This is a genomic window from Streptomyces sp. NPDC088116 (assembly GCF_044741745.1).
Taxonomy (GTDB): domain Bacteria; phylum Actinomycetota; class Actinomycetes; order Streptomycetales; family Streptomycetaceae; genus Streptomyces.
Map to the genome: position 1 here is coordinate 602,822 of NZ_JBIUTF010000001.1, position 23,863 is coordinate 626,684.

At 69.7% G+C, this 23,863-nt stretch carries 19 protein-coding genes, 3 pseudogenes and 1 riboswitch; of the genes and pseudogenes, 13 read left to right on the forward strand and 9 right to left on the reverse strand.

Going from position 1 to position 23,863, the window contains the following annotated elements; genetic code table 11:
* Positions 1 to 140: 140 nt before the first annotated feature.
* Positions 141 to 727 (reverse strand): annotated as a pseudogene (locus ACIOJD_RS02630) (Uma2 family endonuclease).
* Positions 728 to 819: 92 nt separating this feature from the next.
* Positions 820 to 962, forward strand: a riboswitch (cobalamin riboswitch).
* A gap of 145 nt (positions 963 to 1,107) precedes the next feature.
* On the opposite strand from ACIOJD_RS02630, the gene ACIOJD_RS02635 reads away from it, so the two are divergent.
* The 3 genes from ACIOJD_RS02635 (at position 1,108) to ACIOJD_RS02645 (ending at position 4,865) form a co-directional block, all read left to right on the forward strand.
* Positions 1,108 to 3,579, forward strand: a complete 2,472-nt coding sequence (locus ACIOJD_RS02635; protein ID WP_401907841.1) for a ribonucleoside-diphosphate reductase subunit alpha — start codon at positions 1,108 to 1,110, stop codon at positions 3,577 to 3,579.
* Positions 3,579 to 4,616, forward strand: coding sequence for a ribonucleotide-diphosphate reductase subunit beta (locus ACIOJD_RS02640; protein WP_401907842.1), 1,038 nt, complete (start codon positions 3,579 to 3,581; stop codon positions 4,614 to 4,616). Before ACIOJD_RS02635 ends, ACIOJD_RS02640 begins: the two co-directional genes overlap by 1 nt.
* Positions 4,617 to 4,742: 126 nt before the next feature.
* Positions 4,743 to 4,865, forward strand: coding sequence for a hypothetical protein (locus ACIOJD_RS02645; RefSeq protein ID WP_401907843.1), 123 nt, complete (start codon positions 4,743 to 4,745; stop codon positions 4,863 to 4,865).
* Positions 4,866 to 4,897: 32 nt separating this feature from the next.
* Here the strand turns inward: ACIOJD_RS02645 and ACIOJD_RS02650 are convergent, their stop codons facing one another.
* On the reverse strand, positions 4,898 to 5,458 hold the full coding sequence (locus ACIOJD_RS02650; RefSeq protein WP_401907844.1) for an ATP-binding protein: 561 nt from the start codon (positions 5,456 to 5,458) through the stop codon (positions 4,898 to 4,900).
* A gap of 177 nt (positions 5,459 to 5,635) precedes the next feature.
* On the opposite strand from ACIOJD_RS02650, the gene ACIOJD_RS02655 reads away from it, so the two are divergent.
* From ACIOJD_RS02655 to ACIOJD_RS02670, 4 genes and pseudogenes are all read left to right on the forward strand, one after another.
* A complete protein-coding gene (locus ACIOJD_RS02655; RefSeq protein WP_401907845.1) occupies positions 5,636 to 6,475 on the forward strand; it encodes a Scr1 family TA system antitoxin-like transcriptional regulator in 840 nt (279 codons plus the stop codon).
* Positions 6,472 to 6,747, forward strand: coding sequence for a DUF397 domain-containing protein (locus ACIOJD_RS02660; RefSeq protein WP_401907846.1), 276 nt, complete (start codon positions 6,472 to 6,474; stop codon positions 6,745 to 6,747). Before ACIOJD_RS02655 ends, ACIOJD_RS02660 begins: the two co-directional genes overlap by 4 nt.
* A gap of 54 nt (positions 6,748 to 6,801) precedes the next feature.
* Positions 6,802 to 7,182, forward strand: a pseudogene (locus ACIOJD_RS02665) (DUF2809 domain-containing protein); the annotation flags it as partial.
* Between the two features lie 225 nt (positions 7,183 to 7,407).
* Positions 7,408 to 7,662: pseudogene (locus ACIOJD_RS02670) on the forward strand (DJ-1/PfpI family protein); the annotation flags it as partial.
* Positions 7,663 to 7,680: 18 nt separating this feature from the next.
* Here the strand turns inward: ACIOJD_RS02670 and ACIOJD_RS02675 are convergent.
* Entirely contained in the window at positions 7,681 to 8,541 is an 861-nt protein-coding gene (locus ACIOJD_RS02675; RefSeq protein ID WP_401908907.1) for an MBL fold metallo-hydrolase, read from the reverse strand.
* A 405-nt stretch (positions 8,542 to 8,946) separates the two neighbouring features.
* On the opposite strand from ACIOJD_RS02675, the gene ACIOJD_RS02680 reads away from it, so the two are divergent.
* The 3 genes from ACIOJD_RS02680 to ACIOJD_RS02690 are packed head-to-tail and all read left to right on the forward strand — an operon-like array spanning position 8,947 to position 12,093.
* Positions 8,947 to 10,605 carry an ATP-binding protein gene (locus ACIOJD_RS02680; protein WP_401907847.1) on the forward strand — a complete coding sequence of 553 codons (1,659 nt, stop codon included), beginning with the start codon at positions 8,947 to 8,949 and terminating at the stop codon, positions 10,603 to 10,605.
* A gap of 43 nt (positions 10,606 to 10,648) precedes the next feature.
* Complete coding sequence (locus ACIOJD_RS02685; RefSeq protein WP_401907848.1) at positions 10,649 to 11,773, forward strand: tyrosine-type recombinase/integrase; 1,125 nt, start codon at positions 10,649 to 10,651, stop codon at positions 11,771 to 11,773.
* On the forward strand, positions 11,770 to 12,093 hold the full coding sequence (locus tag ACIOJD_RS02690; protein ID WP_364913056.1) for a helix-turn-helix transcriptional regulator: 324 nt from the start codon (positions 11,770 to 11,772) through the stop codon (positions 12,091 to 12,093). Before ACIOJD_RS02685 ends, ACIOJD_RS02690 begins: the two co-directional genes overlap by 4 nt.
* Here the strand turns inward: ACIOJD_RS02690 and ACIOJD_RS02695 are convergent.
* Entirely contained in the window at positions 12,084 to 12,248 is a 165-nt protein-coding gene (locus ACIOJD_RS02695) for a hypothetical protein (protein ID WP_401907849.1), read from the reverse strand. The two genes, ACIOJD_RS02690 and ACIOJD_RS02695, sit on opposite strands and share 10 nt — an antisense overlap.
* Positions 12,249 to 13,184: 936 nt before the next feature.
* Between ACIOJD_RS02695 and ACIOJD_RS02700 the strand changes: the two genes are divergently transcribed.
* Entirely contained in the window at positions 13,185 to 14,348 is a 1,164-nt protein-coding gene (locus ACIOJD_RS02700; RefSeq protein WP_401907850.1) for a hypothetical protein, read from the forward strand.
* 7 nt (positions 14,349 to 14,355) lie between these two features.
* Here the strand turns inward: ACIOJD_RS02700 and ACIOJD_RS02705 are convergent, their stop codons facing one another.
* The gene (locus tag ACIOJD_RS02705) at positions 14,356 to 15,414 is read right to left on the reverse strand and encodes a protein kinase family protein (RefSeq protein ID WP_401907851.1); all 1,059 of its coding nucleotides are present in this window, start codon (positions 15,412 to 15,414) and stop codon (positions 14,356 to 14,358) included.
* A gap of 243 nt (positions 15,415 to 15,657) precedes the next feature.
* On the opposite strand from ACIOJD_RS02705, the gene ACIOJD_RS02710 reads away from it, so the two are divergent.
* Both ACIOJD_RS02710 and ACIOJD_RS02715 read left to right on the forward strand, forming a co-directional pair.
* On the forward strand, positions 15,658 to 16,920 hold the full coding sequence (locus ACIOJD_RS02710) for a LuxR C-terminal-related transcriptional regulator (protein ID WP_401907852.1): 1,263 nt from the start codon (positions 15,658 to 15,660) through the stop codon (positions 16,918 to 16,920).
* Positions 16,921 to 17,249: 329 nt separating this feature from the next.
* Positions 17,250 to 19,178 (forward strand): transglycosylase domain-containing protein, encoded by a 1,929-nt coding sequence (locus tag ACIOJD_RS02715; RefSeq protein WP_401907853.1) that lies wholly within the window; start codon positions 17,250 to 17,252, stop codon positions 19,176 to 19,178.
* Here the strand turns inward: ACIOJD_RS02715 and def are convergent.
* The 4 genes from def to ACIOJD_RS02735 all read right to left on the reverse strand — a co-directional run bounded on the left by def (position 19,154) and on the right by ACIOJD_RS02735 (position 23,819).
* Entirely contained in the window at positions 19,154 to 19,810 is a 657-nt protein-coding gene (def, locus tag ACIOJD_RS02720) for a peptide deformylase (RefSeq protein WP_401907854.1), read from the reverse strand. The two genes, ACIOJD_RS02715 and def, sit on opposite strands and share 25 nt — an antisense overlap.
* Positions 19,811 to 19,935: 125 nt before the next feature.
* Positions 19,936 to 20,940 (reverse strand): tetratricopeptide repeat protein, encoded by a 1,005-nt coding sequence (locus tag ACIOJD_RS02725; protein ID WP_401907855.1) that lies wholly within the window; start codon positions 20,938 to 20,940, stop codon positions 19,936 to 19,938.
* 96 nt (positions 20,941 to 21,036) lie between these two features.
* On the reverse strand, positions 21,037 to 22,329 hold the full coding sequence (locus ACIOJD_RS02730) for an HD-GYP domain-containing protein (protein WP_401907856.1): 1,293 nt from the start codon (positions 22,327 to 22,329) through the stop codon (positions 21,037 to 21,039).
* The gene (locus tag ACIOJD_RS02735) at positions 22,329 to 23,819 is read right to left on the reverse strand and encodes an HD-GYP domain-containing protein (RefSeq protein ID WP_401907857.1); all 1,491 of its coding nucleotides are present in this window, start codon (positions 23,817 to 23,819) and stop codon (positions 22,329 to 22,331) included. Before ACIOJD_RS02735 ends, ACIOJD_RS02730 begins: the two co-directional genes overlap by 1 nt.
* Positions 23,820 to 23,863 lie beyond the last annotated feature (44 nt).

Here is a 23,863-nt window from a genome sequence, read left to right on the forward strand (position 1 = left end):
CGGGGGGGGGGGGGGGGTCCGGGGGGGGGGGGGGCCCGGGGGGGGGGCCCCCCCCCCCCGCCCCCCCCCCCCCGGCGGGCCGGGGGGGGGGGGCGGGGGGCCCCCCCGGGGCGGGGCCCCCCCGGGCGCCCCGTCCGTTGTCAGCGCACCCAGTTCTTGAGCTGCTCGGTCTCCAGCGTGATGCCGACGGGATCGGGGGAGGGTGATCTCCTTGCCGAACGGCACCGTGTGGGCATTCTCGTAGCGCCCCCGTCCGGCTCGCTGTAGACGGTGACCTCGCAGCTGTCCCGGTCGATCAGCAGATGGACCGGGATATCGGTCTGGGCGCGTACGCGCGCGGCTTCTCCACCCGGTGCCCGTGGTCGGTGTCGGAGTCGTACGTCGTCACCTCGACGGCCATCAGGACCGGCGCGGGGTCCGCCCATTCGCCCTGGCCGACGAAGGCTTCACTCGGCGCGAGCGAGCCGTCCGGACGGGCGCGGCCCTTCAGGCGCGCCTGCACCTGAAGCCCACGGACCGGACAGAGCCACAGCTCGGGCCGGGACCGCAGACAACTACGCGTCAGCCACTCCATGATGCGTCCGTGGTCCCCGTCCGGCATCACGCTGCTCCGGACCTTCCCGTCGATGAGTTCCAGCCGGATGCTCTCTGTCGAGCGGGCCAGTATCCGGGTGGCCTCTTCGAACTCCTCGGTGAGGACCTGGCTCTCGTAATCGGTGGCCGTCATGGGGAAACCTCCTTGTCCCGAAGACGATAGCGGGGCGGTATGACAGTCAGTGACCACAAGCTCACGACACAACATCTGGGGGGTGACACAGCGCCCAGCCCCCAGATGTATGCTCGACCTCGCTGTCGCCGCAGGGGAATCCGGTGCGAATCCGGAACTGTCCCGCAACGGTGTGCTGTGGTGTGCTTTGTCATACCCGCGAGTCCGAACACCTGCTGACGGCGCATCCGGTTCGACCGATCCGGATGCCCAGACGTCCGGGCCTCGCGGTTGGGCCGGTGGACGCCGCGCGCCGCGCTGCCCGTTTCCGGGCCGTACGGTCGTGCCGCGATCCCCGTTTCCCTCCCGACGGCCCAGAGCCGAGCGAGGGAGAGCACCACGTGACCATCGCGCCAGCCGATCCGGCTTCAGGCATTTCCGATATCTCCGAGGTCGCCGCGCAGGTGACCGACGGCCCCGGGACCGCGTTGCTGCGGACCCTGACGGACCTGACCGCCGATCTGCCGGACACCGACCCGGGCAGGGTCGCGGCCGCCGCGCTGCGGGGCCGTAACGCCCGGTCGGACGAGGCCGAGTTGCGGGGGCTCGCCACCGAGGCGGCCGCGGGGCTGATCTCCGAGGACCCGGCCTACTCCCGGCTCGCCGCCCGGCTGCTGACCCGCACCATCGCGGAGGAGGCGGCGGGGCAGGGCGTGGTGTCGTTCTCCGGGTCCGTCGCGACGGGCCACCGCGAGGGCCTGATCGCGGACCGTACGGCCGCGTTCGTCACGCGCCACGCGGACCGGCTGGACCGGCTGATCGACCCGGCCGGGGACGACCGCTTCGGCTACTTCGGGCTGCGGACGCTCTACAGCCGCTATCTGCTCCGCCACCCGATCACCCGCCAGGTGATCGAGACCCCGCAGCACTTCATGCTGCGCGTCGCCGCCGGGCTGGCCGAGGAGCCGACGGACTCCGGCCCGGCCGAGGCGGCGGACAGCGCGAGCATCCGCGCGCTGGACGAAGTCGCCGCGCTGTACCGGCTGATGAGCCGCCTGGACTACCTGCCGTCCTCGCCGACGCTCTTCAACTCCGGTACGCGCCACCCGCAGATGTCGTCCTGCTACCTGCTGGACTCCCCGCTGGACGAGCTGGACTCCATCTACGACCGCTACCACCAGGTGGCGCGGCTCTCGAAGCACGCGGGCGGCATCGGCCTCCCCTACTCCCGTATCCGCTCGCGCGGTTCACTGATCCGGGGCACGAACGGCCACTCCAACGGCATCGTGCCGTTCCTGCGCACCCTCGACTCCTCGGTCGCGGCCGTCAACCAGGGCGGCCGGCGCAAGGGCGCGGCCTGTGTCTACCTGGAGACGTGGCACGCGGACCTGGAGGAGTTCCTGGAGCTGCGGGACAACACCGGTGAGGACGCCCGCCGTACGCACAATCTGAACCTCGCGCACTGGATCCCCGACGAGTTCATGCGCCGGGTCGAGGCGGACGGCGTCTGGTCGCTGTTCTCGCCCGCCGATGTGCCGGAGCTGGTCGACCTGTGGGGCGGCGAGTTCGACGCGAGGTACCGCGAGGCGGAGGCGGCCGGTCTGGCCCGGAAGACCATCCCCGCCCGGGAGTTGTACGGCCGGATGATGCGTACGCTCGCCCAGACCGGCAACGGCTGGATGACCTTCAAGGACGCCTCGAACCGTACGGCCAACCAGACCGCCGAGCCCGGCCACACCGTCCACTCATCCAATCTCTGCACGGAGATCCTGGAGGTCACGGACGACGGCGAGACGGCCGTCTGCAACCTCGGGTCCATCAACCTCGGCGCGTTCGTGGACGCGGCCACCGGCGAGATCGGCTGGGAGCGGCTGGACGAGACCGTCGTCACCGCCGTGACCTTCCTCGACCGGGTCGTCGACATCAACTTCTACCCGACCGAGCAGGCCGGGAACTCCAACGCGAAATGGCGTCCGGTGGGCCTGGGCGCGATGGGCCTCCAGGATGTCTTCTTCAAGAAGCGGCTGGCGTTCGACTCCCCCGAGGCCGCCGCGCTCTCCACCCGGATCGCCGAGCGGATCATGCTCGCCGCGTACGAGGCGTCCTGCGGCCTCGCCGAACGGTCGGGACCGCTGCCCGCCTGGTCGAAGACGCGCGCCGCGCGCGGGGTGCTGCACCCCGACCACTACGACGTGGAGCTGAACTGGCCGGAGCGCTGGGCCGCGCTGCGCGCCCGGATCGCGAGGACGGGCATGCGCAACTCGCTGCTCCTGGCGATCGCCCCGACGGCGACCATCGCCTCGATCGCGGGCGTGTACGAGTGCATCGAGCCGCAGGTCTCCAACCTCTTCAAGCGCGAGACGCTCTCCGGGGAGTTCCTCCAGGTCAACTCGTATCTGGTGCAGGACCTGAAGAGGCTCGGCATCTGGGACGGGCCGACGCGTGAGGCGCTGCGCGAGTCCAACGGCTCGGTGGCGGACCTGCCCCGGGTCCCGGCGGAGATCCGGGACCTGTACCGCACGGCGTGGGAGATCCCGCAGCGCGCCCTGATCGACATGGCGGCGGCCCGTACGCCGTTCCTCGACCAGAGCCAGTCGCTGAACCTGTTCCTGGAGACGCCGACCATCGGGAAGCTCAGCTCGATGTACGCGTACGCCTGGAAGAAGGGGCTGAAGACGACGTACTACCTGCGCTCGCGCCCGGCGACGCGGATCGCGAGGGCGGCCGGGTCGCAGGCGGCTGGGTCGAAGGCGTCGAAGGCGGCACCCTCACCCGCTTCCGCCCCTGTGCCCGTACCCGCGCAGGTGACGCCCGACGACGAGGCGATCGCCTGCTCCCTGGAAAACCCCGAGTCCTGCGAGGCCTGCCAGTAATGACCACCGACCCGACAGACGCGACCGTGACAACCGAGAAGAACCTGCTCGACCCGGGCTTCGAACTGACCCTGCGCCCCATGCGCTACCCGGACTTCTACGAGCGCTACCGCGACGCGATCAAGAACACCTGGACGGTGGAGGAGGTCGACCTGCACTCCGACGTCTCCGACCTCGCCAAGCTCTCCCCCGGTGAGCAGCACATGATCGGCCGGCTGGTCGCGTTCTTCGCGACGGGCGACTCGATCGTGTCGAACAACCTGGTGCTGACGCTCTACAAGCACATCAACTCCCCCGAGGCGCGGCTGTATCTCTCCCGCCAGCTCTTCGAGGAAGCGGTGCACGTCCAGTTCTATCTGACGCTGCTGGACACGTATCTGCCCGATCCCGAGGACCGCGCGGCGGCCTTCGACGCGGTGGAGGAGATCCCGTCGATCCGCGAGAAGGCGCAGTTCTGCTTCCGGTGGATGGACTCGGTCGAGACGATCGACCGGCTGGAGTCGAAGGCGGACCGGCGGCGTTTCCTGCTGAACCTGATCTGCTTCGCGGCCTGCATCGAGGGCCTGTTCTTCTACGGCGCCTTCGCGTACGTCTACTGGTTCCGCTCGCGCGGGCTGCTGCACGGTCTGGCCACCGGTACGAACTGGGTCTTCCGCGACGAGACCATGCACATGAACTTCGCCTTCGAGGTCGTGGACACGGTCCGCAAGGAGGAGCCGGAGCTGTTCGACGACGCCCTCCAGCAGCAGGTCACGGACATGCTGAAGGAGGCGGTGGAGGCGGAGCTCCAGTTCGGCCGCGACCTGTGCGGCGAGGGCCTGCCGGGTATGAACACGGAGTCGATGCGCCAGTACCTGGAGTGCGTCGCCGACCAGCGCCTCGATCGGCTGGGCTTCCCCACGGTGTACGGCTCGGAGAACCCGTTCTCCTTCATGGAGCTCCAGGGCGTCCAGGAGCTGACGAACTTCTTCGAGCGCCGCCCGTCGGCGTACCAGGTCGCGGTGGAGGGCACGGTCGGCTTCGACGACGAGTTCTGAGTCGCGCCGGATCCCGCCGGATCCCGCCACCCGGACTCGCCGGAATAGCAGGCAACCTCCTTGCCACACCAGGCTGTTCAAGTCCACGAGATCCACTCGGTCTTGTGAACTCGGGCAACTCGATCCATGGGAGCAAGCACGCGAGGATTCGGAACCACGCTGGCGGTGCTCGTGCTGCCGTTCCGGGTGACGCAGTCGGGCGGCCGGCTGACCGTCGATGTCGCGCACTCCTGGAACGCGACTTCCTGAACACGCAGGTCTCCTGTACTGGAATTCCCACGTCACGGGAATTCCGGTACGGGAGGCGGGGATCGCCCCTCGGCCTCGGCCTCAGCTCTCATGCGGGCCTGTTTCCGCGTCCACTTCGGCCCAGACGGTCTTGGTCCGCGCGTCACGAAGGGCCCAGCCCCAGCGGTCCGCGTAGGCGGCGACAAGAAACAGACGCGCCCGTGGGTCGAGTCCGGCGGAGGCGGCGCCGACACACCGGGTGCGCGCGGAAAGCGGTCGGGCCGGGTGTCGATGACCTCCACCCGTACGGCGGCGCAGGTGAGAGTCAGACGCAGCTCGAAGTCCCGCCCAGGGGTACGGCCATGAGTCACGGCGTTCGCGGCCAGCTCCGCGACGATGGCGACGACCACGGCGGAAACTGAGCCGGTACGCGGAATCCCCCACTCTTCGAGCTGCTGCCCGGCGAGCAACCGAGCCAGGCGGGCGCCCCGGTGGCTGGAGCTGAGCTTGACCCGGGAGGGCGGATACAGCGGCGAACGCGGCGGCGGGGCGACAAGTCCGGCGGGGGCAGCCGGGCCGGTGGAGACGGCGACGGGGGGAATTTCCGACTTCATACGGTTACGGTCCCGTTGCGCCTATAGCGTGACCAGGGCGAACGACCGTACCGGCAGCCCGTGTACGGGCCGGGTCCCTGTTTGTACGGGTCACGTCCCGTGACGGCGCCGAAGCGTCGGGCGTTGCCCTGAGAAGAGCATTTCGCGCATCGGCACACACGTTGAGGTGTGAGGCGTATGGGAACCAGCCGTCAGAAGAAGCAGCGGCCCAAGGACGACGACCGACCTGGCATCTGGGTCGGCTACGGCAAACTGGTCAAGCTCCACCGCGAGCGGGCCGGACTGACGCAACAGCAACTGGCCGAGGCCGTGGGCTACTCGTACGAGCAGGTCGCCTCGATCGAGCAGGGGCGGAGACCGGCGAAGTCCGCGTTCACGGACTCGGCGGACACCACGTTGAACGCGGGCGGGACGCTGGCGGTGTTGCAGGACGACGTGGACCTGGCCAAACTCCCCGCGTTCTTCCAGGACTTCGCGTTGATCGAGACGGAGGCGGTGAGCAGATACGACTTCGACCCCCTACTCATCCCCGGGCTGCTCCAGACAGAGGAGTACGCACGGGCACTGTTCTCGGCGCACTGCCCGCCCCTCAGCGAGGAGATCATTGAGCAGCATCTCGAAGCGAGGCTCAGTCGGCAGAAGTTGCTGACGCGCACACCCATGGTGGAGACATGCTTCATCATCGGCGAATCGGCCCTGACCAGCATGGTGGGCAGCGACGAAGTGATGAGGGGGCAGCGTCAACACCTTCTGACGCAGGGGGCGAAGCGCAACGTCGAGATCCAGGTCATGCCTTCGGATCGTGGCTTCCACCCCGGTCTCAACGGACCTATGGTGATTCTGGAGACCCTGGAGCATCGCCGGGTGGGCTGTATCGAGTCCCAGGACGTGGGATTGGTGATCACCGACGCCGCGAATGTCAGTGCCTTCGGGCTGCGCTATGGCAAGCTGCGGACACAGGCCCTGAACGCGGAGGAGTCCGCGCGTCTGATCGAGCGGGTGGCAGGAGAAGCATGAGCACTGAGCAGGTTGCAGCCGGGCCCGCCCAACTGCGCTGGTTCAAGAGCAGCTACAGCGGTTCAGGCGGCGGTAACTGCGTAGAGGTGGCCTGGTTCAAGAGCAGCTACAGCGGTTCGGGCGGCGGAGACTGCGTAGAAGTCGCAGTCTCCCCCAGCACAGTCCACCTCCGCGACTCGAAGAACGTACAAGGACCCGTACTCCAGGTCCCGGCCGACGGCTGGCGCGCATTCGTCTCGTACGCGAGCGGCTACGCAGACGTACCGGCCTGATACCCGACGGGCCGTAGGCCCGCAAGGCGCGTACCCCGCATAGAGTTCACCCCCATGGGGACTCTCACGCGTACGCGCCTGGTGGCGTGTGGTGCTGCCGCGCTGACCGTCGCCGCAGGTCTGGGAATCAGAGCGGTCGGGGTCGGCGACGTCGCCAAGTACGGCGGCGACGCGCTCTACACCGTGCTGGTCCATACGCTGATCGTGCTGGCCGCTCCGCGGGTACGGCCCTTGACGGCCGCGGCGGGCGCACTGGCGTTCAGCTGCGCCGTCGAGCTGCTCCAGCTGACCGCCGTCCCGGCCGAGCTGGCCGCGCGAAGCATGCTCGCGCGGCTGGTGCTCGGCTCGACCTTCAACGCGCCTGACCTGCTGTGGTACGCGGTCGGTGCGGCATGCGCGGGGCTCGCGCACGCGGCGATGGCGCGGCGGCGGGCCGGTGGAGGTCCCCGACGGCCGGCCGGGGACCTTCCGGTGGATCCGGGCGCTCGGCGCGGCGCAGTTGGCGGTCGATCGCCCGGTCCTCGAGGTGCCAGATCAGCGGCGGCAGACCCAGCAGGACGAACAGGGCGATAAGGGCGAGAACTGTTAGGAAGGTGCCCATGGCTCCACTGTCGCTGTTCCCCTCGACGGAAAGCAGTGGCAGGACTGTCACCAACCATCGGCGTGTGCTCCGGGGTCTTCGTGCTGGGCGCCGCCGGTCTGCTGGACGGGCGCCGGTGCGCCGGTCACTGGCCGCACGCGGCGGAGCTGGCCCGCGCCTTTCCGCGGACCGTCGTCGAGCCGGATGTGCTGTACGTGGACGAGGGCGCCGTCGTCACCTCGGCGGGCACCTCCGCCGGGATCGACGCCTGTCTGCACATCGTGCGCAAGGAACACGGTCCCGAGGTCGCCAACGCGATCGCCCGCCGCAGCGTCGCGTGGCAGGCGCCCGAATCAAGTCCGGGAGAAGGGCGCCCAGTTGGAGAGTTCGAAGCCGGAACCGCGCCGGCGCAGTTCGAAGGCGCCGTGGCCGGGCAGGTGGGCCGGCAGCATGAGGGCGTTGTTGTCGGCCGCGTGGGCGAATATCCGCGCTCGGCTGGCGCGGGCACCGCCCTCGTCCTCCTCGAAGCAGCTGTTGATGTGTGGCTCGTGGACCTGGATCGCGCCGTGCAGCAGGTCACCGGCGAAGACGGCGCGGTCGCCCGCGGACTCCAGGTGGATGATCGACGCGCCGGGTGTGTGCCCGGGGGTCAGCTCCAGGCGGAGGTGGGAATCGATGGTGTACGACTCGTCCCAGACCTCCACCAGGCCGGCCTCGACGACCGGGGTGACGCTGTCCTCGTAGACGTTCTGGTTGCCCCGCCCGAACACCGTGTTGTGGAGGTTCTCGGGCTTCCAGTACTCGAAGTCGCGCTGCGGCATGAGGTACGTGGCGTTGGGGAAGGTCGGCACCCAGTCCCTGCCCTCCAGCCGGGTGTTCCAGCCGACGTGGTCGTCGTGCAGATGGGTGTTGATGACCAGGTCGACATCCTCGGGCCGCACGCCGACGGCGGCGAGGTTCGCCAGGTAGTCGGTGTTCAGGTAGGACCAGATCGGCTGGAACGGGCGGTACTTGCCATTGCCCGCGCCCGTGTCGACAAGAATGATCCTGCCCTCGCTGCGCAGTACCCAGGACTGGGTGGCGGCGCGGGTGAGGTCGGTCTCCGGCTCCCAGTGGTGGGGCGCCAGCAGTTCGGTGTGGCGCTGCCACTCCTCGGGCCTGCTGTTGGGGAAGAAGACGTCCGTCGTCATCGGCGTCGTGTCGGAGAACTCCATGACGCGGTGGATCCGCACATCACCGAGCTCGATGGTGCTGACCGTCGGCCTCCCGGCGCTGTCGGGCCGCGCGCTCTGCCGGTTCACGGATTCATGGGAGGAAAGGGCGGACATGGTTCTCCTTCGAAGGTGTCGGACGAAGATGTCGGACGAAGATGTCGGACGCTTCCCAGCTTGGGATCGAGCACGGTCCCGGCGGTATCGGTCACCTGACTGCACTTGCCTGCGGGGGGGCCGTGAGACGGGGGCAACTCCGGCCGGCAGCGGCGGTCTGCCGGGAACCCCCTGGTAGCGTCGATGTGCGGGATGTGGGCACCCAAGTCACCGGATTCGCCCGAGTCACCGGAGTCACCGGAGTCCGTGAATTTCCGGGTTCAGGACGATCCCGCGACGTCTGGAGATCTGGTGGACGAGCACGCGGCGGGAGCCGTCGCCGAGTACGACCTCCGCGCGGTCAGGCGAGCGGAACTGGACGAGCTCCTCGGAGCCGTCGACCCGGCGCGGCCCACGGGCGGACTGCTGACGGTGACGGGTGCTCCCGGAGCGGGCAAGACCACGCTGGTGGGACGGGCCGCGTTCCACTTCGGCGCGTCGGGCGGCAGGGTCCTGAGAGCCGACAGCAGCCGGTCCGAGACCGACCTCGCGTTCTCGGGCCTGCACCAGCTTCTGCGGCCGGTCCGCCGGGACATCGACACACTGCCGCCCAGGCAGCGGAGGGCGCTGCACACCGCGTTCGGACTGGCCGAGCAGAGCGAAGCACCCGATCCGATGCTCATCGGGACAGGCGTCCTCACGCTGCTGTCGGACCTCGCCGTCGACCGGCCTCTCCTGCTGGTCGTCGACGACGCCCAGTGGACCGACCGCGCCTCGCTGGACGTGCTCTCCTTCGCGGCCCGCCGACTGGCCGACGAGCCGGTGACGATGCTGTTGGCCGCCCGCGACGGTGTACTATCGGATCTCGCGGCGCGGCAGCGGACCCTGGACCTGGGCCCACTCCGCCGGGACGCGGCGAACCGGCTGCTCGACCAGCAGCCGCGGGTGCCCGACGGGCTCACCCGCGAGCGGATCCTCGACCAGGCGGAGGGCAACCCCTTGGCCCTGGTGGAACTGGCGAGGGCCGCCGTGGAACACGCGCACACGATCCGCGGCACCGTCGGCCCGCTCCCGGTCACGGACCGGCTGGAGCGGGTCTACGCGGACCGTCTGACAGCGCTGCCGGCCGGGACCCGGCGCGCGGTGGTACGCCTGGCCACGGCGGACACCGAGGATCCCCCGCACGTGGTGCTGTCCTGGCTCCCGGACATCGGCGATCCCGTGTGGGCACCCGCCGAGGAAGCCGGGCTCGTCCGCCGGACCGGGGGACGGCTGCGCAGCAGCCACGCCTTGTCACGCATCGCGATCTACCAGGCGGCCCCGGCCGAAGAACGCCAGGCGGCGCACCTGGAGCTGGCCGAGCTGTTCCGCGGGCAGGATCCCGACCGGTACGCCTGGCACCTCGCCGCCGCCACGTCCGGCCTGAGCGCGCGCGTGTCCGCCGAGTTGGAGAGCAGCGCGGACCGGGCGCGACACCGCAGCGGGTACGCGGCCGCCGCGCACCTGCTGGAACGTGCCGCCGATCTGCACCCCGACCGAGGCGAGAGCACCCGGCTGCTCGCCGCCGCCGCCGGCACGGCGGTCCTGACCGGCCGGCTCCGCTCCGTCGAGCGACTGGCCGCCCGTACCCGCGCCGGCACGGACGACCCCACGGCCGCGGCGCTGGCGGCCCTCCAGGTGGGACGGCTCATGACGCTGACCACCTCGCACAGCGCCGCCTTCGGACAGCTGACGCGTGCGGCCCTGGCTCTGGCGGACACCGCCCCCACGGCCGCCGTGGAGGCCCTGGCCGCGGCCGCCGTGGTCCGCTTCTACTCGGGCGACCCGTCCCAACTGCGGGAGATCGAACGTCTTCTGCCCGAAACGGGCCATATTGCATCCGATGCAACATACGACATCGGCGATGAAGTGCCTGCTGCCAGCTCGAACTGCACTCTACGTGGCGGCCCTTGGGTAGAAGAGCGGACTTGACCAGGCTGGCAATCAGACACAACGATGTTGCATTATAAGCAACATGAGTGATGCGACGGAGCTACCGGGTAGTGCCCGCCTGGTTCTGGCTCAGGGGGTTGTCCACCTCGATCCCGAGCCCGCCGTGTTCGACGCGATGCTGGAAGGCTGGGCAAGGCAACAACGCTCGCGGTTCCTCAACTTCGACGCGACGATCAAGCCTCGCCTTTCGCTGCTGAAGCGATTCGCGGAGTTCTCTAATCAGTACCCCTGGCAATGGCAGTCGGTCGAGGTCGAGGCGTTTCTGGACCACCTTCGGGCCCGACGGCCGACGTTCGCGGTGTCGACGGCGCGCAACTACCAGAACGCCCTGCGGATGTTCTGCGAGTACGTCACCGACGAGCGCTATGACTGGCCGAAGGTCTGCTACGACCGCTTCGGTCAACGGCCTATTCAGATCCTGCACGAGTGGAACACGATCACTCACACCAGCGAGTACGAGGGAGGCCCGGGGCGACGGCCGTTGACGTACGACGAAGTGCAGCAACTCTTCGATGCTGCCGACGACAGGATCGACAAGATCCGTAAGCGCGGCCGCAAGGGTTCCCTCGCAGCCCTTCGCGACGCGATGGTTCTGAAGACCGTCTACGCGTACGGGCTGCGCCGGCAGGAGACCTGCGGCCTCGACCTTGCCGACATGCGCCGGAACGCCAAGGTGCCGTCCTACGGCCGTTTCGGCGGAGTGTTCGTGCGCTACGGCAAGGCGTCGAAGGGAGGCCCGCCCAAGCGGCGCTTGGTGCTGACCGTGCCCGAGATGGACTGGTGTGTCGATGTACTCGAGCAGTACTGGCAGGAGGTGAGGCCAGCGTTCTCACCGGGCCGCCACCCCGCCCTGTGGGTCACCGAACGGCGGGGACGCATGTCCCTCAGACGTCTCAACGACGCCTTCAACAGCGCCCGACAGGATGCCGACCTCCCAGAGGAACTCGACCTTCACTCCTTGCGGCACAGCTACGTGACCCACCTGATCGAGTTCGGCTATCCCGAGCGATTCGTTCAAGATCAGGTAGGTCACGCCTACGCCAGCACCACGGCCATCTACACCGGGGTGTCGGACGACTACCGCAACCGGATCCTGGAGCGCTCGCTCAAGGAACGCCACAGCGACCTGTGGGAGGAACCCGCATGATCCGCAAGATGGGCATCGCTTGGCACTTGCGTCTGCGCATGGCCGAGAAGGGCATGTTCCAGACCACCGCCCTGCAACCCCTGCTCGCCGAGCGAGGTATCGATTTGTCCCGTGAGCAGGTCTTCCGCCTGGTCACCCAGATCCCTCAGCGGCTGTCCACCGACACTCTTGCTGCTCTGTGCGACATCCTGGACTGCCAGCCCAACGACCTGATCGAGGTCAAGGTCGTCAACACGGAGGTCCGCAAAGCAGCAGGCGAGACCAGCCCGTCCCAGCCTCGTCCGCGCAGGACCACCATCCGACGCCCCGATCACACGTGAACAAGCCGACCAAAACGGCCGCAGCCCTCAGCCGTATCCGCCAGCACCTCCTTACACAGTTCCCGCAGCTGTCCGACGACGTGCTCCAGCAGATACTCGACGACGCAGTCGTACGCGGCAGCGCCGCGCTCGCCCTCGACGAGCACCTCCAGCAACACCCTGATGCTCTTGCGGCGCCCGCGGGCCGGGTGCCTTTCAGCCTCGTGAGGCTGGCCGACACACTGATCGGCCGCGGTATCCGGGGAGTCGAGGCGCCCAAGTGCAGCCGTTGCGGACGTGCCTCCCGCACCCTTGACCACAGGATCGAAGAACGCATCGTCTGCAGCAGTTGCTACGCCCGTGCGAAGACGCCTCGCGCGGAGTGCACCGCATGCGGCCGGCTGATGCGGATCACTCTCCGACGCGCGGGCGCCGAACTGTGCGGCACTTGCTACGGCAAGACGCAGCACACGGAGTGCGGCCGGTGTGGACGACGCAGACGGCCAGCCGTCCGGCTCGCCGACAGGACGGTCCTATGCAACGGGTGTGCGCCCCGGCCACTGCACCGGTGTCATTCGTGCGGCGAAGACCGGCCCGCCCAGGCACTCACACCCGACGGGCCGGTCTGCCGGCGCTGCTACCGGCCGCCCACCCGGATCTGCGGCGTCTGCGGCCAGCAGCGGAAGATCATCAGGAGGGGTAGGGGAAACACACCTGACCTCTGCGTTGGCTGCTACCGGCTTCCGACCGCCACCTGCTCGCAGTGCGGCCGCACACGGCCATGTCTGCGGGCTTCGACGGACGCTCCGATCTGCGGACCATGCCTGCCGCGTCCACCGCAGCCCTGCGCCTGGTGTCATCGAGTCCGTCCGGTCCAGGCCCAGTGGCCGCTTGGCCCCGTCTGCAGCACCTGCTACACCAGGGTCCGCCGAACGCCGAGCGCCTGTCCCGACTGCGGACAGATACGGCCGCTCATCGGGCAGCGCCCCGACGGGGCGATGATCTGCGGACCATGCGCCGGCTGCGAGCGCTCCTATACCTGCCGCGGCTGCGGCACCAGCGGCCTGTTCTCCCAGCGGGGTTACTGCACCCGCTGCGTACTGGACCAGCGCTTGAGCAAGCTCCTCGGCACGACCCAGAACACGATCGCCCCGACGACCCAAAACGTTCACACGGCACTCCGCGGTGCCGACCGCCCCATCAGAATCTTGCACTGGCTCAACCACGAGGGCGTCCCCGAACTCCTGACCCGGCTCGCGCAAACCGGAGCCACACTCCGGCATCACGACCTCGACGAGCTGCCCGACACTTCGACCACCTCCTACGCCAGGGATCTGCTGTCCACAGCGGGGGTGCTGCCGCAAAGGAACGAAACGCTCGAGCGTCTGCCCCGCTGGGCAGACATCGTCCTCAAGGAAGCACCCGCACACCACCGCCAGATAGTGAGCCCTTTCGCTCACTGGCACCTCATCCACCGCCACCGACGCCTGGCCCGCCGACGCGCCGGCCAGGCCCTCAGAGACGCTCACCGGCGCTCGCAGATCAGACGCGCGCTGGAATTGCTGACCTGGCTCGACGAGCAAGGCATCGAGCTGCCGCACCTCAGTCAGGGACACCTCGAGCGCTGGCTGGACAGCGGGCCGCCCAATCGAAGGGACGTCAGGGCCTTCGTCCTCTGGACCCATCAACGAGGTCTCACCTCGAGCCTCACCGTCCCAGTCAGGCTCCCTGAAGACCCGACCACCTTCCTTGAGGACGACGACCGCGTTCAGCAGCTCCGGCGCTGCATCAACGACACCACGCTCCCCCTGGACGTCCGCGTCATCGGCAGCCTCGTCCTTCTCATGGGGTTGCAGATCACGCGCATCCTCGAATTGACCACCAACGACATCGTCGTTCAAGAAGCAACGGTCCGGCTGAAGCTCGATGGAACCCTTCTGCAACTGCCTCCGCGGCTGGCTCAACTGGTCCTGGAGTACCTTCAGCACGCCGAGGCCGCCTGGGAGTCCAACCGTGCTGCCAGCACTACCCCATGGCTGTTCGCCGGTCTGAACCCGGCCCGCCCAATTCAGTCCCAGTACATCTACCTGAAGCTCAGGCGCCTTGGACTGGGTGGCCTTGCAGGCCGCAACACCGCCCGTCTCGCGCTGGCAGCCGACGTTCCTGCCTCAATCCTCGCCGCCCTTACCGGGACCAGCATCGACAACGCGACGGACTGGGCGAACTTCGTCAAGCGCAACTGGACCGACTACATCGCCAGCCGCAAAGGCTCCTGATGCGTGCTCAGCTACGACGTGACCTGTCCGCTTCGAGGACCCGGTGAAGCGCCTCCAAGGGGTACGGGCTCTCCCTGCTCTCCTCCTGAATCTTGAGGTAGAAGTCCGTCAGCACTGCGGCGAGCGGTGCATGGCGGGAGAGGATCGCCCTGGCCTCTGGCGATCCGCCCGGCGACTTCTTCCCATCGGCACATGCGTGAATGAGCGCCACGCGTGCGTTCCGCTCATATCCGTATAGAGCAGTGATCAGCCAGTTCACCAGCCAGCTGACCGTGTAGCAGCGATCGTAGGTCCGGTGCAGTTCGAAGAACTGTGTCTCGGACGGTGACAGATCGAATCGGGAGGAGAGGGCGAGGCCGTAGTCCGTGAAGTAGAGGCGACGGCCGTCGGTGAGGATGTTCTGAAAATGGGCGTCGAAGTGCAGGAGCCCGCGAGCGTTCATGAAGGACGTGCCGGCCTCCAGTTCGCGCTCCACCAGGGAGAGAGCCCGGTCGGCAGATTCTTCACCAGCCTGCACCTGCTCGGTGAGCCACTCGTGGAGCGTCTGAGGGATGTACTCCAGGAACAGCACGAGGCTCGCAGAGGACTGCTGAAGGGCCTCGATACGACGGCGTACCTCGGGTCGGCCTCCCCAAAAGGCCACGGCCCGCTCCACGTCCGCGAGTTCTTCCGGAAGAGCGGTCGTGTCCGGCAGCACGCGCCAGTGGTACATCACCGGAAACCCTTGGTACTGCCTTCCGAGCACCCAGTTCGTCGTCATGGTGTGAACAGCTAGCTCCCGCCACGCACCGAAACTAGGCCCACCGACGCCGTACTGGCAGTAGCTGGGCAGCCCGAACAAGTTGGCCGTGGACCGTACGTGCTCCGGCAACCGCTCCATGTCCGTGAGCGGCACCCGCTTCACAAAGACCGGCCGTTCGTCGACCTCCAGCAGCGCGGACTTCCCGCCGATACCGGAGCCGAGCGGCACGGCCGCGTCCACAAGCTCGGCCAGCCGGTGATCACTTCGCAGGGCGAGTGAGGTCGAAACAGCGCTGTAGGCAGCCAAGCGCGCGTCTTCCGACATATCGAGATGCTCGACTGCTACCTGCATTGAAACGCCGACCTCGTTTCCGCCATGTCCGCGAGTGTTTCACCAGCTGCTGCCTCTGCACTGTAGGTGCAGGTCGACGTGTAGATCAGCGGAATCGACGGACGGCGCTGGTTGCCACGATTCAGCGCCCGCACCCGCGTGCCACCTCCCTGACAGGGCGACAGCCTCGAACGCGCTAGCAAGGCGGTCGCTAGGAATACGGCAGCCGCAGAACAAGTGCTCTGCGCCAGTATCCCGGCCACGTCCGATTCCACGGCCCGACGGATCGGTGACGGGGAGGCTCTCCTGGGCGAGTGGGCCGGAGTCGTCGCGCGTCCCGAGGCGGCCGGCCCGGATCTGCCCCTGCGGCTGCCCGCTCTGGTCGCGGCGTCGCGGGACCGGCCGGAGACCCTGACGCTGCTCGCCGTCGCCGCCTGGCTGCTCGACGAGACCGATCTGGCCGTACGCGCCTTCGACACGGCCTTCACCTCGTGGACGTCCCGGGGGCCGCTTCCCGGCGGGCTGGGCGGTGTCGCGGCCTGGGCCTATCTGGACCACGGCAGGTGGGACCGCGCCCAGACGGCGTGCGCCGAACTCTCGGCCGTCGCGATGTCCGCCGGTCTCGACCACGCCGCCGCCTGCGCCGCGGCCACCGACGCTCTGCTGCGCGCCCTGCGGGGAGACACGGCCGGAGCGCGTGCGCAGGCCCGACACGCTCTGTCGCTCGTCGACCCCCTGGAGAGCCGTTCGGTCCTGGTCACCGCCCACCGGGCGCTGGGCACCGCCGCCGCCGTGGAAGGCGATCCCGAAACGGCGTACCTCCACTACGGCGCGCTCTTCGACGGCCGGGGAAATCCCGTGCACTATCACCTCTCCCACCCGGCGCTGCCGGACCTCGCGTCGGCCGCGGCACGCTGCGGCCGGCACGAAGTGGCGGCGCGGGCCGTGGACGCGGCCGGGCGCTCCCTCACGGACGCGGGCCACCTCGGACCCCGCAGGGCGGCCCTGGTCCACCTGAGCCGGGCGATACTCGCCCCTCCCGACGAGGCCGAGCGCCACTTCACCCCGGCACTGGCGACTCCGGCACTCGCCCGGAGGCCTCTGGAGCGGGCCCAGGCTCTTCTGACGTACGGGGAGTGGCTGCGCCGCCGACGACGCATCGCCGAGGCGCGTCCTCCGCTGGCCGAGGCCGAGGCCGCCTTCCGGCAGCTGGGGGCTCAGCCCTGGGTGGTGCGAGCCCAGGCCGAACTCCGGGCCACCGGCGCCCACAGCGGCCCGGCGGAACCGGACGCGTTCGCCGTCCTCACGCCCCAACAGCAGCAGATCGTACGGCTCGCGGCTCTGGGCCTGACCAACCGTGAGGTGGCGGAGAAGCTGTATCTGTCTCCCCGCACCGTCGCGTCGCACCTGTACCGGGCGTTCCCCAAGCTGGACATCACCGTGCGCTCCCAGCTGAGGGATGTGGTCGAGGCCGTCAACGCCGACACCGCTTCCGGCTGATCCGCGCGAGGCCGAACCCAACGGCTCCGACCGGACGTTGCCCGCCTGCCCCTCCCTCCACGCCGGTGAAACACATTGCCCTACGGGGATCTCGCGGAGAACGACAACCTCATCCGCCCGCCAGGACGTCTGGTGTGTGTCCGCACCGCGGTTCGCGGTGGTTCATGCCCCCCCCCACAGGAGAGGTCCAGGTCCGCACCATGAGGCTGCCCCCCGCACCCCGGCTTCGTCGCGTCGGCTCCCGCAGGAAAGGCCAGGAGGGTCAGGGAGGCCAGGGAGGCCAGGGAGGCCAGGAGGGCCGGAAAGGCCGGACGGGCCGGCGGCGCTGGGTGCCGTCCTGGAAGCTGGTCTCCGGTCTCGCCCTCCTGGCCGCCGGCTCCGTCACGGGGCTGTTCGCCGTCGTCTATCAGATGGTCGACATACCGGACGAGAACCTCGACGCCCGTCGCCAGGCCAGCGTCTACTACTGGGCCGACGGCAGCCGCATGGTGAGCGTGGGCGATGTGAACAGGCAGGACGTCGCGCTCGACCAGGTGCCCGACGCCGTGGAACGCGCCGCCGTGGCGGCCGAGAACGCCGACTTCTACAGCGACTCGGGCGTCTCGGTGACGGGCATCGCCCGCGCCTTCGTCGCCATGTTCAAGGGCGGGGAAACCCAGGGTGGTTCGACCATCACCCAGCAGTACGTGAAGAACACCTACCTGAGCCAGGACCAGACGGTCACCCGTAAGGGCAAGGAATTCGTCCTCGCGCTCAAGGTCAACAGCCGTATGAGCAAGGAGGACATCCTTCAGGGATACCTCAACACCTCCTGGTTCGGCCGCGATTCGTACGGCATCCAGGCCGCTTCGTACGCGTACTACGGAATCCCCGCCGATGACCTGAACCCCAGCCAGGGCGCGTTCCTCGCCACGCTCCTCAAGGGCGCGGACAGCTTCGATCCGGCGCTCGGCCCCGCCAACCGCGAACGGGCCGTGGACCGCTGGGAGTGGGTGCTGGACCGTCAGGTCGAGACAGGCGTCATGAGCGCCGAGGAACGCGCCACGTACAAGGACTTCCCCGAGCCGAAGAAGCCCGCCAAGCCGACCAGCCAGGCCGGGCAGATCGGCTATCTGATGGACATCACCAACAAGTACCTGAAGAGCCGCATCGGGCTCACCGGGAAGGAACTGGCCCTGGGCGGCTACCGCATCCACACGACCTTCGAGAAGGACAAGGTGAACGCCCTGGCCAAGGCGGTGGAGAAGGTACGCGCGGAGAAACTCGACCCGGCGAAGCGCGCGACCGACCGGCATGTGGAGGTGGGCGCGGCCTCGGTACGGCCCGAGGACGGCGCGATCGTCGCGGTCTACGGCGGCTCCGACGCCATCAAGCACTTCAGCAACAACGCGGACACCGCGGGCGTACCGGTGGGCTCGGCGTTCAAGCCGTTCGTGTACGCCGCCGCCCTGAAGCGCCAGGGGGTGTTCCCCGCCGAAGGCACCAAGCAGCGTGCGCGGGCGGGTACGAGCCTGGCCGTGTCCCTGCTGAAGTCCGAGAACGCGCTGTACGTCCAGACGGGCAAGAAGCTCGGACTGGAGAAGGTCAGGGACACGGCGCTCGCGCTCGGGCTGCGGAAGGAGAGCATGGCGAAGCTGGAGCCGACCTTCTCCATCGGTACCTCGACACCCAGCGCGGTCCGTATGGCCGGTGCCTATACGGCCTTCGTCAACGACGGCGAACGGCGCGACCCGTATTCGGTGACCAAGGTGGAGCGCGCCGGCGTGGCGCTCGACGGCCTCGACCGGCCCGGGGCCGTACGGGCATTGGATCCGGAAGTGGCCCAGGTCGTGTCCGAGGCGCTTCTCGGCGTGGGCCGGGACAGCATCGCCCGGCAGAGCAAATCGTGGCCCGACGCCTTCGTCCGGGCGGCGAAGACAGGTGTCAACGACCGGATGAAATCGGCCTGGTTCATCGGCACCACACCCGAACTGAGCACCGCCGTCACGATGTTCCGCACCAAGCCCGACACCCCGCAGCTGCTGGGCATGCAAGGTGTGGGCGGCGGCGACTCCGAACGGGGCAGTGTCTTCCCGCCCCTGATGTGGACCTACTACCAACTCGCCGTGGCACCCGACTCGTTGAAGGCGGCGGAACCCGCCCCCGTACAGCCGGGCACGGCGCCTCCCGGACCGGTCCGGGAGGCGGTGCGGCAGGTCCCCGAGGGCGGAAGCGACCTCGCGGCGCGGGTACCTCAGCCGTTGGACACGACCTCGTAGCGAGGGGTGTTCTCCTCCATCTGCCGGAGCGCGTCCTTGCGGTCGCGCTTCGACAGACGGTCGATGTACAGGTATCCGTACAGGTGGTCGGTCTCGTGCTGGAGGCAGCGCGCGAAGTAGCCGTTGCCCCGCACCTTGATCGGGTTGCCCTGGGCGTCCTGGCCCCGGACCACCGCGTAGTCGGGGCGCGGCAGCGAGACGTACGCGGTCGGTACGGACAGGCAGCCCTCGTTGGAGTCGTCCAACCGGCGCTCCTGCGGGGGCAGTTCCTCCAGCACCGGGTTGCAGACGGCGCCGACGTGCCGTACGCCGTCGTCGTCCGGGCAGTCGTAGACGAAGACCTTCAGGTCCACGCCGATCTGGTTGGCGGCGAGACCGACGCCCTCGGCCGTGCGCTGACTGGCGAACATGTCGTCGATCAGCGCGGCGAGCTTGTCGTCGAACTCCGTGACGTCCTGGCACTCCTTGTGGAGCACCGGATTCCCGACCACGGTGATCGGGCGGGACGTGCCGCGCTCGCGGTGTGCCAGCTCGCGCGCCTCGGCGTCCTCCGTGTCCACGACGAACCCGTCCCCGGGCTCGGCCACAGCGGCCTCATTGTTCATCCGCTGGTCCGTCTCCTGCTGCGCCATGTCCGCAGTACGCCTTCCTCGGTACCCGATACTGCCCGCACGATCGGTGCGATGTGCCCATACAGCCTACGGGCAGCCTTACCGCTCTCATTAGACCTCTTCCGAGACAGACCTCTTCCGAGCGCTCAGCAGACCTCTTCGAGATCGCGCCACTCTCGGGTGTCCGGGCTGTCCGCGACCCAGCCGTCGAGCAGTCCGCGCACCAGCCCCGGCGGCGCCGCGATCCCGCACTCGCGCTCCGGCGCCCACAGCTCTCCGGCCGTGCGGTGCCCCAGCGGTCCCGGGTGGCCCGGCTCGCTGTGGTCGTGCGGGTCGAGGTGCTCGCCGTCGCCCTCCGCGCTCGGCATCCGGCTCTCGGAACAGGAACGGCAGAGCAGCCGTACGGAGGACGACCAGTCCTCGGCGGCGAATCCGGCGTCGGCGGCCAGCTGCTCCAGGGCGTCCCTGTCCTCCTCGGTGGCCGCCTCCAGCAGCACCACCCAGGTGGGCACGGGCGAGGGCGCCCACAGCTCGATCTCGTCGAAGACGGGGTAGGCGCGGGTGGCGCCGTCCGGGCTCGCGGCCGTCGTGCGCTCACCGTTCGGTACGCCGTCGTGCAGGACGACCTCGCCCCAGCGCCGTCCGGAGGACGGCAGCGGGATCGACTGGATCTCGATCCTGGCCGGATCGAGCCTGCGGCCCCAGACGACCTCGGCCTCGCCCTCGGGCGAGAGGCGCACGGCGGCGCTGCCCAGTCCCATACCGTCCGGCTCGGCGTTGGCCTGGACGCTGTGCTGGTTGCCCGGCACCTTCAGCCCGTACGCCTGCCAGGCACGGCGGGCCAGTGGCCAGTCCTGGAGCGCGGTGGCGGCGATCCCGACGTTCCACCAGTCGGGCGCGCCGGTCTCCTTGTCCAGCAGGGCGACGGCGCGCAGGCCCGCGGCGCGCGCCTGTTCCCAGTCGTGCCGGAATTTGTGCAGCAGCGCCAGGTTGAACCAGGACTCCGAGAGCCAGGGCTCCAGGTCCGCCGCGCGCGTCAGCAGCGCCCCCGCGTCCTCGTACCGGCCGTCACCGATCAGCGTGAACGCGCGGTCGGTGGCCTGCCGCCACGAGGCGGAGGGCCGATGCCGTACCTTCCCGAAGATCCTCACGATTCCCGCCTGCCGGTCGCTCGGGTCAGTGCCCCCGGGCACCCTCTTCTTGGCATCCAACCATGCCCGGTGCGACGCCCGCTCATTACTCATGGGTTACCCCGCCCGACCTGGGGTCGGACCACCCCGGGACAGGACACGCGCCAAGGATTCCACCACCTCCGGCTGGTAGTCGTACGCCGTACCGAGCCGCAGCCGCTCCAGCGCGCTGAGCGGGCCGCTCGCTGTGGCACATTCCCCGGCCAGGTCGTCGTACGCATTGACGGCGCGGACGATCCGTGCGGACAGCGGCTGTTCCCGGTACGGATCCGCCTGCCGCTCCACCACCAGCGCGACGGCCGAGGGGACTCCCGTCTGCCGGACCACCGCGCCGCCGAGCAGTGCGATCCGCCGCTGTTCCATGACCGGCAGCCGGGCGGTGGCACCGGCGGGCACCGGGTCGACGAGGGACAGCTGTCCGATGTCGTGCATCAGGGCGGCGTACTCCAGAACGGTCAGTTCGCGGCCCGAGAGGCCCAGCTCGCGGCCGACGGCGCAGCTGAGCTCAGCGACTCTGCGGGCATGCCCGTGGGGGGTGTATCCGGCGATCTCGGTGGCCCGCGCGAGGGAGGCGATGGTCTGCGTGTAGGTCGTGCGTACGGCGGCGTACCGCCGGAAGGACAGCTGCGCCAGCAGCAGCGGCACACAGAACACCGGGAGCGCCCACAGCCCCGCGACGGCGACCCCGAGCGCGATCACCGCGCCGGTGGCGCACACGGCGGAGCCGATGTGCAGCATGGCGCGCAACTCGTCGCGGAGCAGCGGGCCGAAGGGATGGCGGGTACGGGCGCGCAGCAGCAGCGCGGCCAGTACGGCGTCGCAGAGCGCGGTGAGGACCAGCAGGAGGAGGAGCAGGGCCGCGTAGCCGGGGCCCTCCCCGAACCGTTCCCGCAGGTGGATCACGCCGTAGAGCGGCTGGAAGCAGGCGGCGGCGAAGCCGACGGCGAGGATCCGCCGGACGATGTGGTCGAGTCCGGGCCCGCGTCCCCGGGCGACGTGCGGTACGGCTCCGGCGAGCCCGGCCGCGAGGACGACGGCGACGGTCTGGAGCACGCCGTGGCCGGTCGGCTGCCCGGCGTTCTCGCCGAGCAGGGCGTACGCCAGCGCTCCGGCGGCCCCGAGCGGCGCGGGCTCCCGCTCACCGGGCAGCGCGCCCCAGCGGGCCAGTTCACCGACGGCGATGAGCACGCCGAAGGCCAGGGCGGTACGGGGTTCGGCGAGCCCGTACCAGAGCGTCCGGCAGAGCCCGGCGGCGGTCAGCAGTCCGGCGGCGCCGTACACGGCGACAACGGTGTGGGAGACCGTACGGCGTCTCCTGGCGGATACGGCCCCGAGGGCGGTGGCCGCCATCACCGCGAACCGCCGTGGCGGGCGGCGGACTTGATGTCGGCAGGGCGGTCCGTGGTGGGCGTCCGGCCCGCACCGGGAGCCTGCGGACCGGTCGGCCCGCGCGTTGGCGGGACGTTTCCGCACGGGCCGGGCGCGGGGGCCGGCGGCGCCAGGCCCTGTCCGGGGTGCGGCGGCAGGGCATCGTCCTCGTCCGCCGTGACCGCCGTCTGCCAGCCGTGCCGGTCCAGGGCCCGGACCAGGGCGCGGACCATCTCCGGGTCGAACTGCGTCCCGGCGCACCGCTCCAGCTCCGCCACGGCGGTGGGCACCGGGCGCCCCCGACGGTACGAACGGGTCGAGGTCATCGCGTCGAAGGCGTCGGCCACGGCCACCACCCGGGCGAACTCGGGAATCCGGCTCCCGGCGAGACCGTACGGATAGCCGGTGCCGTCCAGCCGCTCGTGGTGGTGCAGGATCGCGGCCCGCGCCTCCCCCAGGAAGCCGATGCCGCGCACCATCTCGTGCCCGTACTCGGGATGCAGCTCGATCACCCGCCGCTCCTCGGGCGTCAGCGGCCCGTCCTTGCGCAACACCCGGGTGGGGACACCGAGTTTGCCGACGTCGTGCAGGATCCCGGCGAAGCGGAGCACCTCGATCCGGTCCTGTTCCATGCCCAGCTCGCGGGCGATCAGCACGGAGGCGTGCCCGACCCGCTCGCTGTGGCCGCGGGTGTACGTGTCCTTGATGTCGACCGCCTGCACGAGCGCCCTGATGGTGGCCTGGTGGGCGGCGCGCTCGCGGTGGTACTGGGCGAAGACCCAGCACGAGATGTACATGGGCAGCAGCACGAAGAGCGCGGACAGCGGCCCGTACGGACTGCGCCAGAGCACCGCCATCATCAGCCCGGCCAGCCCGTGCGCACCGGCCGGGGCGAGCGAGCGCGGCAGCAGCCCACGCCAGGCGGTGCGGGGCGGCAGCCGCTCGGCGGTGTGGAGGATGCCGCCGTCCAGCACGGTCAGCACCAGGCAGAAGACGAGGGCGGCGGCGCCCGCCGGCAGCAGGACGTACGGGAAGTCGGGCGCCTTCAGGCCGTACCGGCCACCGCCGAGCGCGACGGGCCCGCCGAAGAACTCCTGCGCCCGCGCCGCCGCCCAGGTGGCGACGGTGAGCTGGGCGGCGCGCCAGATCCGCCGGGTGCTCCTCGGCCGCTGCTCGACCCTCCCGATCAGCGCGCCCGGCACCGCGACCAGCGCGGCGGCGGCGGGCGGCAGCAGCAGGGCTGCGGCGAGCAGGACGGGAAGGAACGATCCGGCTGCGACCGGTACGGCGCCGCTCACCGAGCGGGCCGGGAAGCGGCAGTGGGCGGGCATCTCGCAGCACGCGTACACCACCGTGAGCAGCGCGACCAACCGCCAGGGGGTGCCGGGGCGCAGCGCGGGCTGGACACAGACGGCGGCACACAGCGAGGTGCCCAGGACATACGCGCGCGCCGCACCCGGAATGGCTCTCACGCGTCCTCGCCCTTCCTCGCCCGGCCCAAACAGACGGTCAGGCT